The organism is Streptococcus pantholopis (assembly GCF_001642085.1).
Taxonomy (GTDB): domain Bacteria; phylum Bacillota; class Bacilli; order Lactobacillales; family Streptococcaceae; genus Streptococcus; species Streptococcus pantholopis.
Map to the genome: position 1 here is coordinate 178,800 of NZ_CP014699.1, position 14,088 is coordinate 192,887.

The 14,088-nt window shown below is 41.2% G+C and carries 12 protein-coding genes; 9 read left to right on the plus strand and 3 right to left on the minus strand.

Features of this window, described 5'->3' with window-relative positions:
- Positions 1 to 8 precede the first annotated feature (8 nt).
- Positions 9 to 962: a mannose-6-phosphate isomerase, class I gene (gene manA, locus A0O21_RS00870; RefSeq protein ID WP_067060119.1), complete on the plus strand. Its 954-nt coding sequence runs from the start codon at positions 9 to 11 to the stop codon at positions 960 to 962.
- 258 nt (positions 963 to 1,220) lie between these two features.
- On the opposite strand, the gene A0O21_RS00875 is transcribed toward manA, so the two are convergent.
- Positions 1,221 to 1,883, minus strand: a complete 663-nt coding sequence (locus tag A0O21_RS00875) for a DUF4097 family beta strand repeat-containing protein (RefSeq protein ID WP_067060121.1) — start codon at positions 1,881 to 1,883, stop codon at positions 1,221 to 1,223.
- Positions 1,884 to 2,044: 161 nt separating this feature from the next.
- Positions 2,045 to 2,359, minus strand: a complete 315-nt coding sequence (locus tag A0O21_RS11185; RefSeq protein WP_447462747.1) for a hypothetical protein — start codon at positions 2,357 to 2,359, stop codon at positions 2,045 to 2,047.
- Between the two features lie 20 nt (positions 2,360 to 2,379).
- On the opposite strand from A0O21_RS11185, the gene A0O21_RS00880 reads away from it, so the two are divergent.
- Both A0O21_RS00880 and A0O21_RS00885 read left to right on the plus strand, forming a co-directional pair.
- Positions 2,380 to 3,279: an ABC transporter ATP-binding protein gene (locus A0O21_RS00880; protein ID WP_067060123.1), complete on the plus strand. Its 900-nt coding sequence runs from the start codon at positions 2,380 to 2,382 to the stop codon at positions 3,277 to 3,279.
- Between the two features lie 47 nt (positions 3,280 to 3,326).
- Entirely contained in the window at positions 3,327 to 4,166 is an 840-nt protein-coding gene (locus A0O21_RS00885) for an ABC transporter permease family protein (RefSeq protein ID WP_158511682.1), read from the plus strand.
- Between the two features lie 127 nt (positions 4,167 to 4,293).
- On the opposite strand, the gene A0O21_RS00890 is transcribed toward A0O21_RS00885, so the two are convergent.
- Positions 4,294 to 5,247: a DDE-type integrase/transposase/recombinase gene (locus A0O21_RS00890; protein ID WP_067060127.1), complete on the minus strand. Its 954-nt coding sequence runs from the start codon at positions 5,245 to 5,247 to the stop codon at positions 4,294 to 4,296.
- A gap of 179 nt (positions 5,248 to 5,426) precedes the next feature.
- On the opposite strand from A0O21_RS00890, the gene secA reads away from it, so the two are divergent.
- The 6 genes from secA to recG all read left to right on the plus strand — a co-directional run bounded on the left by secA (position 5,427) and on the right by recG (position 13,975).
- Entirely contained in the window at positions 5,427 to 7,961 is a 2,535-nt protein-coding gene (gene secA / locus A0O21_RS00895; RefSeq protein ID WP_067060129.1) for a preprotein translocase subunit SecA, read from the plus strand.
- A 25-nt stretch (positions 7,962 to 7,986) separates the two neighbouring features.
- Positions 7,987 to 9,018, plus strand: a complete 1,032-nt coding sequence (locus A0O21_RS00900) for a 3-deoxy-7-phosphoheptulonate synthase (protein WP_067060131.1) — start codon at positions 7,987 to 7,989, stop codon at positions 9,016 to 9,018.
- 1 nt (position 9,019) lies between these two features.
- Complete coding sequence (locus tag A0O21_RS00905) at positions 9,020 to 10,081, plus strand: 3-deoxy-7-phosphoheptulonate synthase (RefSeq protein WP_067060133.1); 1,062 nt, start codon at positions 9,020 to 9,022, stop codon at positions 10,079 to 10,081.
- Between the two features lie 64 nt (positions 10,082 to 10,145).
- Positions 10,146 to 10,505, plus strand: coding sequence for a holo-ACP synthase (gene acpS / locus A0O21_RS00910; protein WP_067060135.1), 360 nt, complete (start codon positions 10,146 to 10,148; stop codon positions 10,503 to 10,505).
- On the plus strand, positions 10,502 to 11,605 hold the full coding sequence (alr, locus tag A0O21_RS00915) for an alanine racemase (protein ID WP_067060137.1): 1,104 nt from the start codon (positions 10,502 to 10,504) through the stop codon (positions 11,603 to 11,605). The genes acpS and alr overlap by 4 nt, the downstream gene beginning before the upstream one ends.
- Positions 11,606 to 11,959: 354 nt before the next feature.
- On the plus strand, positions 11,960 to 13,975 hold the full coding sequence (gene recG / locus A0O21_RS00920; protein ID WP_067060139.1) for an ATP-dependent DNA helicase RecG: 2,016 nt from the start codon (positions 11,960 to 11,962) through the stop codon (positions 13,973 to 13,975).
- Positions 13,976 to 14,088: the final 113 nt, after the last annotated feature.

Here is a 14,088-nt window from a genome sequence, read left to right on the forward strand (position 1 = left end):
CTGGTCAAATGGCAGAACCATTGTTTTTAGAGTCTGTGATGCAGGACAAAATCTGGGGAGGCACCAAGCTTAGGGATGAATTCGGCTACAGCATCCCGACAGAAACAACCGGTGAATATTGGGCGGTTTCTGCCCATCCTAATGGCGTATCCACAATCAAAAACGGTTTGTACAGCGGACAGAAATTAGACCTTCTTTACCGTGAGCGGCCTGATTTATTCGGTTATCCTAAAGATAAAGTCTTCCCGCTGCTGACAAAGATTTTAGATGCCAATGACTGGCTCAGCGTTCAGGTGCACCCAGATGACTCCTATGCTTTGGAGCATGAAGGAGAGTTAGGCAAAACGGAATGCTGGTATGTTATCGCCGCAGATCCAGGCGCCGAAATTATTTATGGACACCAGGCAAAATCAAAAGAAGAACTGGCAGAGATGATTAAGGATGAAAAATGGGAAGAACTACTGACCAGAGTTCCAGTCAAATCCGGTGATTTTTTCTATGTTCCCAGCGGCACGATGCATGCTATCGGCAAAGGAATTATGATTCTTGAAACACAGCAGTCAAGTGACACGACTTACCGTGTCTATGATTTTGACCGTAAGGATGCTGGCGGCCATCAGAGAGAACTCCACATTGCTCAGTCACTGGATGTTCTGACAATAGGAAAGCCTGCAAATTCAACCCCCGCCGGCCTGCAGGTCGATGACTTGCTGACAACGGTTTTGGTAGCCAATCCCTTCTTTACAGTTTATCATTGGCAGCTTTCAGGCAGGACTGATATGAAGCGGCCCGGTCCCTATCTGCTTGTCAGTGTCTTGCAAGGACAAGGGAAACTGACTTTAGGTGAACACAAGAGTTATCGTTTACAGAAAGGCGATCACCTGATACTGCCGCACGATATTAACCAATGGACTGTTGAGGGAGACTTGGATATTATTGCCAGCCACCCTCATGCCAACTAGCTTTTCATAATGACTGTTAAGGGCTGCCTTAACAGTTTTTTAGTACGATGGGTATGTCGTACTAAAAAGATAAACCGTCTTAAACTTAAAAATTTTGTCTACGACCTATAACATTTTATAAATATTATTTTATAAATATTTCTAAAACATTGATTAATTTTAAGTGGAATAATACAATTTAAAAATAGTATACATAGTAGATGTGAAGGAAAAAGAAAAAAGTTGATTTTTTCTTTTTGACATAATTGAAATCTGAATTTACTTTACCACAATGTCTCCAGTTCTTACTCGAATAATTAAATGATTTTTTTCAGAAGTATTTTTTATATATGGTTTGATGACAGAATCTCCAAATTTTGAAGAAGTAGTCAACTTAATATCTTTTGCGGCTTCTTCTGATAAAGTAATATTTAAATCACCCAAATTAGCATAGAACTGAACATTTTCTAAAATGTTTAGTGATGTCGCTTCCCAATCTCCAGTATTAATATTGATTTTGAAATTTGAAAGTTTTGTATTTTTTGTTATAAGATCACCAATCTTTGTTCTTATTTCACCATGCATGCAATTTGAATTTAAAATTGTAATATCTCCTGTATCTTGAATAATTTTTATACTTGATAGCTTCTGATCTTTAATTGATATATTACTGATATAACTATCAATGGTAATATCATTTATAATAGATGATTTTGGAATTTGGATAGTTACATAATTAGAGTTGCTTGTATTAGCAAAGAAATTGGAATATTTTTTTGATGATTCTTTAACTAATAGTTGGTTATTTGAAATTTTATAATCAAATTTCTCATTTGTTTTTTTATCAAAAAGCAAGTGAGCGCTATTATCAGGACTAGTTTCTATATTGATATTTTTGAATTGTGTGATGATTTTAATTGAATTAAAATCAGGTAAAACCACACTTTTGTTATTATTAGTTGAAATTTTAGAGTTTGATAAATTATATAATAAGCTTAGAGTATATATAATTACTACTACTATACCGCCAATAATGATAGATAAAATAAACTTTTTTATTTCGTCTCCTCAAAAAAAGTTGATTATTCTAATTATCTGTCAGTTTAATTAAAATTAAATTGACAGATAATAGAAAAAATAGTAAAATACAACTGTGTTTTAGTATAGAGAGGAGAAAAATCAATACAAAAGGAAGTAACACAGCTTCTTGATGAATTAGAATTGGATTTGCAATTCTCAGTTGTTGAACTTGAAGATGTTACAGCATTACCTGAGACAGCCGCTTCTAGTGGTTCAACATCATGTTCAGCATCATCAACATGTGGTTCAAGCTCTTGTTCTACATGTACATAGGATGTATTATTAAGAGCTGGTATTATCCCATTGAGCTTTCCATATTGATTGAGTGGAAAGCTCATTTTGTTGATTTTTTATAAATATGTTTTTAGAAGTATCAAATGTGAGTAAATTTATAGCTGGAAAGAAAATTATTGACAATGTCTCTTTCGAGTTAAAAGAGAATGAAATCTTAGGAATAGTAGGCCGTAATGGTTCAGGAAAAACAACTTTATTTAAAATTCTACTGTCTATGTGGGATTTTGATGAAGGTGATGTAGTATACTATTGTGAACCAAATTTAAATTTTAAACAAGATATTGGCTATTTACCAGAACAAAGGGGGCTGTTTAACAGAGAAAAAGTAATTAATCAATTGAAATTATTTGCTCAACTAAAAGGATTGAATAAACAAACTGCTTCAGAGAAAATCACTTTTTGGTTAGATTTTTTTGAATTAGGAGAATTAGCTGATTATCCTATAAATCAACTTTCAAAGGGAAACCAGCAGAAAGTACAATTTATTTTGAGTGTTTTAAACGAACCACGATTATTAATTCTTGATGAACCTTTTAGTGGTTTAGATCCTTTAAATAGATTATATTTTGAAAATGCGATAAAACTTTTAAAAAAAAGTGGAACGACTATTTTGTTTTCGAGTCATGATTTAAAAAACGTAAACAATCTATCAGACAGAATCTTAATGCTAAAAAATGGTGTTATTGCTGAACAAGGTAGAGTTGAAGATATTTTGAAATATTATACAAAATTTGTGACGATAAATTTAGAATATCAAAAATTAATTCCTGACTTACAGATTCAGCTAGAAGAAAAAAATATAAGGTACTCCATTCTAGCTACGGATATGACGATTAATTTATCAAAAGACATTGATCAGCAAATTTTTGAACAAATTTTTACTACTAAAAATCTAAAAATGAATTTTTTCACCCCAAACTTTGAAGATGTTTTTAAATTTATCAATTTGGAGGAGAGAATATGAGGAGATATTTTTCGTTTCTGAAAACATCTATGCTAACTATTTTGAATATGAAAACTAGTTTATTGGGATTAATCTTTAATTGTTTGTTAGCGACAGCTTTAGTAGTTATATCAAAGATTTTTAATATTAATATTTTTGATTATTTTGTTAGAAATATTTCTCTAGAAATTATTATTAAAGTTGTATTTTTTATTATAGCATTATTACTATTTGCGGGAGTTTCTGCACTAATGCAATCAATCATAGTAGATAGAGATAGCAAAGTATTTGAAGTAATTTCTGTTAATATGTCTGAAAATCACTATATAATAGGGAAAATCATCTCAGCAGTTTTATTGGTGTTTGTATCGTTTGTAAATCAAATTTTATCACTAGTATATATGTGGGGATTAAATGCGATTTTATATGGTAACTCTGTTACATTAAAAATTGACTTCAATGTTTCAGTATGGAGCTTATTGAGTTCAATATTGTTAATTATATTGAGTGTGATACTATCATCGTTCTTGGTGTTATCAATATCAATTAAAGTCAATAACATAAATGAAGCCTCAGGAACTGCGCTTGTTGTTTTAACTCCATACATTGTCTCTTTAATCGTTATTTTATTTTTACCAAATAACATTGAAGAGCTGTCTCGAGTAAGTGAATTGCTTCTATGCATACCGCTAATAACTCCAATATTTTTGTTATTAAATATTTTCGTTAATGGATTCAGTATAATACAAATAGTTGCTATTTTTTACATTATACTACAGATAGTTGCTATGTATTTTATAACACACAAAATATATAGAACTGCCTATTATAACAATAATAGTTATAAACTATTGGAGTTATTTAATTTAATTTTTGTAAAGGAAAAAAAATATGCTAGAAATAAGTAAAGTAAGTAAATCAATACAAGAAGGAAAGTCTAGAGAAATTTTGAAGAATGTTGATTTGAAAATGTACCTTTGTCAATGATGTGAGACTAACAATTCTCATTTGAAGCTATCCCTTTGTTAAGCTTTACTAGGAGCTAGCTCCTAGTAAAGCTTTTCTGATGTCGATAGGAGATTGCCACCCTAATGTTTGCATGGGGAGCCTATTGGAACGGTAGAGGTAGGCGCTCATCTGTTTGATGAGGTCGTCATAGGAGTAGAATTGTAAGTGCTGGTAGAAACGTCTGTTGTCGTTTCGGTGGCTCCTTTCCACCTTTCCATTGTGTCTAGGTGTTCTGGGTCTGATACACTTGTGCTGGATTCCTAATTCTTCACAGAGCAGGTCAAGCGGGTGTCTTCTCTTGGTTTCCCTAAAATGCGTAAACTCAAAGCCATTGTCAGTTTGCAGGATTTGAGGCTTGTAGCCAAAGTACTGGATGGCCATTTTGAGAAACTGGACGGTAGAATGGGACGACTGCTCCTTGAAGGGGTAGATAAAGCGTTCCCTTGAAGCCTCATCGATGACGGTGTACTGGTAGAAACGATCAGGAAGTTTTCCTGTGTAGCAGTGTTTAGGGACGAACTTAACATCCATCTGCCACTTGATGCCCAAGTCAGTCGGTGTGTCATAGGGTTTAGGGGTATAGGTTTTCTTCTTCGTTTTAGGGGATTTGAAGACCCCCAATTTGCGCAAGACACGAAAGAGAGAGCAGGGGTGTCTGTTGTATCCCTTGTTTGTCTTGAGTTTGTAGAAGATTTCGATGAGGGTGGCTCTTGGATTTCTTTTGATACTGTTTTTTATCCAGGAGATTTCTTGTTCGGTATGAGCCAATGGATGTGGAGTCAGAGGCCGATGGGACTTGTCTTTCAGCGATTCTTTAGTGCCATCAAACCTCTTGTTCCAGCGCATGAGCGAGGCTTTTGAGACTTTGTAGCGGCGGCAGATGAAGGCGACAGAGGCGCCCTTTCGATAGGTTTTAACCGCATGGTAGCGAGTGTCAAGTGTGTGTGGTAAATAGCGAAGATTTTGTGGTATACTAGTCATGAGAAGATTCCTTTTTGGTGAGTGTTGTGGTACTCTTATCATATCAAGGAATCTTCTTTTTTGAACCTGATGGTCTCACATCTATTGTAACGTTACAATATGTAAAAAGCATTGCCATTCTTGAATTGGCTTCTGTTTTGTGATAAAATAAAACGATAAGATTTTCGAAAGGAAACAGGATGGCAAATATTCTACGTAAGGTCATTGAAAATGACAAAGGCGAATTAAGAAGATTAGAAAAAATAGCAAAGAAAGTAGAAGCTTATGCAGATGAAATGGCTGCTATGCCGGACGAAGAACTGCAGGCAAAAACACCGGAATTTAAAGAACGGTATCAAAAAGGGGAAAGCCTGGAAAGTCTTTTGCCCGAAGCTTTTGCCGTTGTCCGTGAGGCTGCTAAGCGCGTGCTGGGGCTTTATCCTTATCATGTGCAGATTCTTGGAGGGATAGTCCTGCATAATGGCGATGTGTCTGAAATGCGCACCGGTGAGGGGAAAACGCTGACCGCTACTATGCCGGTCTACCTCAATGCACTGGCCGGCCAAGGGGTTCACGTCATCACCGTCAATGAATACCTGTCAACCCGTGATGCCACTGAAATGGGTGAAATTTACAGCTGGCTGGGGCTGTCTGTCGGTATTAATCTGGCGGCTAAATCAGCTGCTGAAAAGCGTGAAGCCTACAATTGTGATATCACTTACTCAACCAACTCTGAGGTTGGTTTTGACTATCTCCGCGATAATATGGTGGTCCGTCAGGAAGATATGGTGCAGCGTTCTCTGAATTTTGCGCTTGTCGATGAGGTTGACTCTGTGCTGATTGATGAAGCCAGAACGCCTTTAATTGTTTCCGGTGCTGTCAGTTCGGAAACCAACCAGCTCTACATTCGTGCAGACCGCTTTGTCAAAACTTTGGCTGAGACTGACTATGTGATTGATGTTCCGACTAAAACAATCGGCTTAACCGATTCTGGAATAGATAAGGCTGAAAAGTACTTCCATTTAGAGAATCTTTATGATCTTGACAATGTTGCACTGACCCATTTTATTGACAATGCTTTGCGGGCCAATTACATTATGCTTTTGGATATTGACTATGTCGTCAGCGAGGCACAGGAAATTCTCATCGTTGACCAGTTTACCGGACGGACAATGGAAGGCCGCCGTTTTTCTGATGGTCTTCACCAAGCCATTGAGGCCAAGGAAAATGTCAAAATCCAAGAAGAATCGAAGACAAGTGCCTCGATTACCTATCAGAATATGTTCCGCATGTATAAGAAACTGGCTGGGATGACCGGGACTGCTAAGACGGAAGAGGAAGAATTCCGGGAAGTTTACAATATGCGTATTATTCCTATTCCGACCAACCGTCCGATTGCCCGTCTCGATAATGCGGATTTGCTTTACCCTACTCTGACAGCCAAATTTAAGGCTGTGGTTGCTGATGTTAAAGCCCGTTATGAAAAGGGGCAGCCGGTTCTTTTGGGGACAGTAGCTGTTGAAACCTCGGAGCTGATTTCAAAAATGCTGGTTCAGGCTGGGGTGCCTCATGAGGTGCTTAATGCTAAAAACCACTTTAAAGAAGCCCAGATTATTATGAATGCCGGTCAGCGCGGTGCGGTAACAATCGCCACCAATATGGCCGGACGTGGAACAGATATCAAATTGGGTGAGGGTGTCCGGGAACTCGGAGGACTGTGTGTTATCGGGACTGAGCGCCATGAAAGCCGCCGGATTGACAACCAGCTGCGCGGGCGTTCGGGCCGTCAGGGAGATCCGGGCGAGTCACAGTTTTACCTGTCGCTTGAAGATGATTTGATGCGGCGTTTTGGTTCAGACCGTATCAAGGTTTTTCTTGAGCGCTTGAATATGGATGATGAAGAGACGGTTATCAAGTCAGGGATGCTGACCCGTCAAGTTGAATCAGCTCAAAAGCGTGTTGAAGGCAATAACTACGATACCCGTAAACAGGTTCTGCAGTATGATGATGTGATGCGGGAACAGCGGGAAATTATTTATGCTGAACGCCGTGATGTGATTACCGCTTCCAGAGATTTAGGTCCGGAAATTAAAGCTATGGTGAAACGGACCATTGAACGAACAGTAGACTCTCACAGCCGTAACACCAACCGAGATGAAGCGCTGGAAGCTATTTTAAACTTTGCCAAAACCAATCTTCTGCCCGAAGATTCTATTAAATTATCTGAATTAGAAAATCAAAAAGACAGTGAACTGAAAGAAGATCTCTATCAGCGGGCTCTGAAGGTCTATGATCAGCAGATTGCCAAGCTCCGCGATAAGGAAGCTGTTATTGAATTTCAAAAGGTTCTGATTTTAATGGTAGTTGATAATAAGTGGACCGATCATATTGATGCACTTGATCAACTGCGCAATGCTGTCGGCCTTCGCGGCTATGCTCAAAATAATCCTGTTGTTGAATATCAGTCTGAAGGTTTCAGAATGTTCCAAGATATGATTGGGGCTATTGAGTTTGATGTAACACGGACGATGATGAAAGCACAGATTCATGAGCAGGAACGTGAACGGGCAGCCCGTCCGTCCAGTACAACTGCTGCCAGAAATATCAGTGCCCGTCAGGTCACAGGTCAGCAAACTGAAGGTCTTGATTTTTCTAAAGTTAAGCGCAATGATCCTTGTCCGTGCGGTTCCGGCAAGAAATTTAAAAACTGTCATGGCCGCAGGCGGCTGTCATAAGAGCAGTTGAATCTCAGGAGAAAGCATGTCATTCAAATCAACGAGCGAAAAAATTAATATTGAAGAAATAAAAAACAGCACTACCTTAGACGGTGCTGCTCTGTCTAAAAAAAGAGAGCGCGACCAACAGCTGACGGCCATTATCAAGGGTGAAGATGAGCGGCTGTTACTTGTTGTCGGCCCTTGTTCATCTGATGATGAAAAAGCCGTACTAGAATATGCCCGCCGTTTGGCTCAATTGCAAGAGGCTGTTAAAGATCGGCTCTTTCTTGTCATGCGGGTATATACAGCTAAACCGCGGACAAACGGCGATGGCTATAAAGGCTTGGTTCATCAGCCCAATGCCAAGGCGACACCTCATTTAATCAATGGGATAAAGGCTGTACGCAGGCTCCACTACCGCGTTATTGAAGAAACTGGCATGACGACCGCAGATGAAATGCTTTATCCGGAAAATCTCCCCTTGGTCGACGATCTCGTCTCTTATATTGCTGTCGGGGCGCGGTCGGTTGAAAATCAGCAGCACCGTTTTGTGGCTTCTGGCATCGATGTGCCGACAGGAATGAAAAATCCGACTTCCGGCAATCTGACCGTCATGTTTAACGGTATTTATGCGGCTCAGGCTCGGCAAAATTTTCTTTTTAACGGGGAGGAAGTTGAGACATCGGGCAATACATTGGCGCATGTGATTTTGCGAGGGGGGACCAATGAGTATGGCAAAAATATCCCCAATTACTACTACGACAATCTTTTAGAAACTATTGATCAATATGAAAAAATGGCACTTGAGAATCCTTTTATCATCATTGACACCAATCATGACAATTCAGGGAAAAATTATCTTGAGCAGATTCGTATTGTTCGGCAGACACTTATCAATCGCGACTGGAGTGAAAAGATAAAACAGTATGTCCGCGGCTTCATGATTGAGTCTTATCTGGAAGACGGCAGGCAGGACAAGCCCGAAGTTTACGGCAAGTCCATTACGGATCCTTGTCTTGGCTGGGAGAAGACCGAGGAGCTGGTTCGCGAAATCTATCAGACATTAGGAATGTAAAATGGGAATTCATCAGAAAAGTGCGGCTCTTGATATCGCACAAATCAAAGCGCTGTCTAAGCTGGAAGGTCGCTTTCTTGACCGTAAACTGGCCAGAGATCAAGAACTGGCTGCTATCATCCGGGGGGAAGACGAGCGTCTGCTTTTAGTTATTGGCCCGTGTTCTTCAGACGATGAGAGGGCCGTGCTTGATTATGCCCACCGTTTGGCTGAACTTCAGGAAGCGGTTAAGGATAAAATTTTTATGGTCATGCGTGTCTATACGTCCAAACCGCGGACAAACGGCGATGGCTATAAAGGGATGATTCATCAGCCTGATACTAGATCGGCGCCCAGCTTGATTGACGGGATAGCTGCTGTGAGGCGGCTGCACAGCCGTATTATCACTGAGACCGGGCTGACGACCGCTGATGAAATGCTTTACCCTTCTAATCTGTCATTTTTGGACGATTTAGTTTCTTATCATGCGATTGGCGCCCGTTCTGTTGAGGACCAAGAACACCGCTTTGTGGCTTCCGGCCTGGATGTACCGACAGGAATGAAGAATCCGACTTCCGGCAATCTGACTGTCATGTTCAATGCCATCTATGCAGCACAAAATAGGCAGAGTTTCATCTTTCATGATGCAGAAGTTGAGACAGACGGCAATCCTTTGGCGCATGCTATTCTTCGCGGGGGAGCTGCTTCTTCGGGTGAAAATCAGCCTAACTATGCTTATGAAGATTTGCTTAAAGCCATCAGTCAGTATGAAAAAATGGGCTTAAAAAATCCTTTTTTGCTGATTGATGCTAATCATGACAATTCAGGGAAAAACTACCTTGAACAGATTCGAATTGTTCGGCAGACGCTTATCAACCGCGACTGGAATGAGAAAATCAAACGCTGTGTCCGTGGCTTCATGATTGAATCTTATTTGGAAGACGGCAGGCAGGATAAGCCCGAAATTTATGGTAAGTCCATCACGGATCCCTGTCTTGGCTGGGAGAAGACTGAAAAGCTTGTCCGTGAGATTTATACCTTTTTAGGCATTGGTTCTTACGAAGAACTGATTTTCAAATCATAGTGCGGAAAAAGAGAGATTGGCCTCCTCTTTTTTCTGTCTGCTCTTATCTTTTAAAGGAGAATTCATGATAGTAGGACATGGCATTGATTTACAGGCCATAGATGCGATTGCGGCGGCTTATAAGAAAAATAATTCATTTGCCCGGCGAATTTTAACAGATGAAGAATTAGCTGTTTTTCAGTCTTTATCTGCTCCTAAGCGGCAGATGGAATATCTGGCCGGCCGATGGGCCGCCAAAGAAGCTTTTTCTAAAGCTTTGGGGACCGGTATCGGTCCTGTCGGTTTTCGGGATATAGAAGTCCTGACTAACGACAAGGGAGCTCCTGTGATTACCCACTCGCCTTTTTCCGGGAAAAGTTTTATTTCCCTGAGTCACAGCGGAAACTTTGTTCAGGCCAGCGTTATTTTGGAGGCAGAAAAATGATTCCTGGTTTACATCGGCCAACTAAAGCCATTATTAATTTACAGGCTATTGCTGATAATATTAAAACTATCCAAAGCCATATCCCCCAGGGGACGAAAACCTATGCTGTTGTTAAAGCGGATGCTTACGGCCACGGAGCTGTAAAAGTAGCTCATTTTATCCAGGGGATTGTAGATGCTTTTGCCGTTTCTAATCTGGATGAAGCGATTGAATTGCGGCAGTCCGGTATTACCAATGATATCCTAGTTTTGGGACCAATCGTTCCGGCTGATATCAAGCTGGCTAAAGCCTTTGCGCTGACCTTAACGGTAAGCAGTCTAGAATGGCTGGATGTGGCCCGGTCACAGGGATCTGATTTCCGTGATTTGACGGTCCATATCAAAGTGGATTCCGGTATGGGGCGCATTGGTATCAGAACCGCCGAAGAAGCTAATTATTTACTATCAGAATTAAAAGAGGCCGGCAGTACAGTTGAGGGAATTTTTACGCATTTTGCAACGGCTGATGAGGTCGACGATCAAAAACTGCAGGAGCAGCTGGCCTTCTTTAAAAAAATTCTAGCTCAGTTAGACGAACAGCCTGAGCTGGTCCATGCCAGTAATTCGGCAGCCAGTCTGTGGCATAAGGAAACTATTTTTAGTGCCGTACGGCTGGGACTGGCCATCTATGGTTTAAATCCGAGCGGCAGCACGCTAAGCCTACCTTATCCCTTGAAACCAGCTCTGTCTCTGGAGTCTGCCCTGATTCAGATGAAAAAAATAGACGAAGGGGATAATGTGGGCTATGGTGCTACTTACACTGCCTCTTCAGCACAGTATATCGGGACGGTTCCTATCGGCTACGCTGACGGATGGACACGCGATTTGCAAGGTTTTTCGGTACTTGTTGATGGACAGGAATGTGAGATTGTCGGCCGGATTTCAATGGACCAGCTGACAGTCCGCCTGCCGCAGGCTTATCCTTTAGGGACAAAAGTGACTTTAATTGGCACAGAAAAGGGCCAGAGGATTTCGGCAACTGATCTGGCCCGGAAACGCGGGACAATAAACTATGAGATCCTCTGCTTACTCAGCAGCCGTATACCTAGGCAGTACCTGTAAGCCTAACTCCCAAGAGACAAGTGAAAGCATCCTGCTTCTACTGACCGGAACCTTAAAATTTCTGAACAATGCAGCCTTGGCGCATTTGGCAAAAAGAGGGCAGTGCTCGATTCTTCAGTGATATGCTAGCTTTTAGTCCAGTTGCCAAAAGCAATGTTTTTCGGTCAGTCGGAATCTGTCAGAGCCGTTATGGGGGATAAGCTTATTTTCCTTTGTTATAATAAGGGTGCTGTGCACTCTTTACATGAGGCGAAACTTTGTATGAAAATGTTAGAGTCCGGTCTTACTGCAAGGCTGCTATAATGAGTTAAAAAGTTAAATGGTCTTGTCTGTTGATTAGTTGGTGGAGAATATATGGATTTACAATCATCTATTGCAGTTTTGAAAGGTTTAGGGCCCAAATCTGCTGAAAAATTTCAGAAATTAAATATTTACACCATAGAAGATCTCTTGCTTTACTATCCATTTCGTTATGAAGATTTTAAGGATAAGTCGGTTTTTGAGCTGGCTGATGGCGAAAAGGCCGTTATCAGCGGGACAGTAGTGACGCCTGCCAATGTTCAGTATTATGGACATAAGCGCAATCGTCTTTCCTTTAAAATGAAACAAGGAGAAGCTGTCATAAGCGTCAGTTTTTTTAATCAGCCTTACTTACAGGAGAAGGTGACAGTCGGCAGCAGGCTGGCCGTATTTGGGAAGTGGGATGCCCTGAAGTCGGCTGTTACAGGGATGAAAATCCTCGTTCAAGCGAGTGATGATTTGCAGCCTGTTTATCGATTAGGACAGGGTGTGACGCAAAATGCTTTGGTAAAGGCTGTTAAGGCAGCTTTTGCAGTCGGAGCCCATCAGTGGCTCCCCGAAAATCTTCCTCAGGTTTTGTTGGATAAATACCGGCTTTTAGGGCGCAGTCAGGCAACTGCAGCTATGCATTTCCCAAAGGATTTATCCCAGTACAGGCAGGCCCTGCGCCGCATTAAATTTGAAGAACTTTTCTATTTTCAAATGCAGCTGCAGCTCCTCAAAGCAGCCAATAAAACAGAAAAAAGCGGTCTGGCCGTCAACTATAATCAAGAAGCTGTCCGGCAGAAAATTTCTCAACTGCCGTTTTCTTTGACAGCTTCTCAAAAAAACAGCCTCAATGATATTTTAACTGATATGCGATCAGGCAGACATATGAACCGGCTCCTGCAGGGAGATGTCGGCTCCGGCAAGACGATTATTGCCAGTCTGGCCATGTATGCAACCTATACAGCAGGCTTTCAGTCAGCTTTAATGGTTCCGACAGAAATATTAGCAGAACAGCACTATGAAAGCTTATCTGCCCTGTTCCCCGATTTATCTATTGCGATTTTGACTTCAGGTATGAAAGCTCCGGTCAGGCGGACGGTTTTATCGGCTATAGCTTCCGGTTCAGTCAATATGATTGTTGGAACGCATGCCCTGATTCAGGAGGGTGTTGATTATCACCGTTTAGGTTTGGTTATTACAGATGAGCAGCACCGCTTCGGGGTTAGGCAGCGGAGGCTTTTTCGAGAAAAGGGGAGTAATCCGGATGTGCTCATGATGACCGCTACTCCCATTCCTCGGACGCTGGCGATTACGACTTTTGGTGAAATGGATGTTTCAACGATTACTGAACTGCCTGCCGGACGCAGACCTATTCTGACCCGCTGGATAAAGCATGAAGAGCTTGAGAACGTTTTTTCCTGGATGAAATCAGAATTAAAAAAAGGCGCTCAGGCTTATGTCATCTCACCGCTGATCGAGGAGTCTGAAAGTCTGGATTTGAAAAACGCCACAGACTTGTATGAGGAGCTTTCAGCCTATTTTGCAGCGGAAGCCAAGGTGGCTCTTTTGCACGGCCGTCTAAAAAATGAAGAAAAAGAAGCTATTATGCAGGATTTTAAAAGCAAGCGGCTTCAGATATTGGTTGCTACAACAGTCGTTGAAGTCGGGGTTAATGTGCCTGACGCCACTATTATGCTGATTATGGATGCTGATCGATTTGGTCTAAGCCAGCTGCACCAGCTGCGCGGACGTGTAGGCCGCGGCAGCAAACAGTCCTATGCTGTCTTGGTAGCTAATCCAAAGACAGAATCGGGCAAAGAGCGAATGAAAGCAATGACTCAGACAACCGATGGTTTTCTGCTGGCAGAAGCGGATTTAAAACTGCGAGGGTCAGGTGAAATTTTTGGCACGCGCCAGTCAGGCCTGCCTGAGTTTCAAGTAGCAGATGTGATTGAAGATTTTAATATTTTAGAAGAAGCCAGACGGGTCGCTGCCCTGATTGTTTCTGACAGCCACTGGCAGCAGGACGAGCGCTGGCAGGTAATTGTGCCCAACTTGAATCAAAATGACAGCTTTGATTAGACTGCTTTTTGATATGAGGCGTCAAAACAGCCGCAAATCCCAATAAACTTAAAGCCTGAAAAATCAGGCGGTCTCAGCAATGCTTAAGAAATTTGAAGAAAATAAAAGTCTTT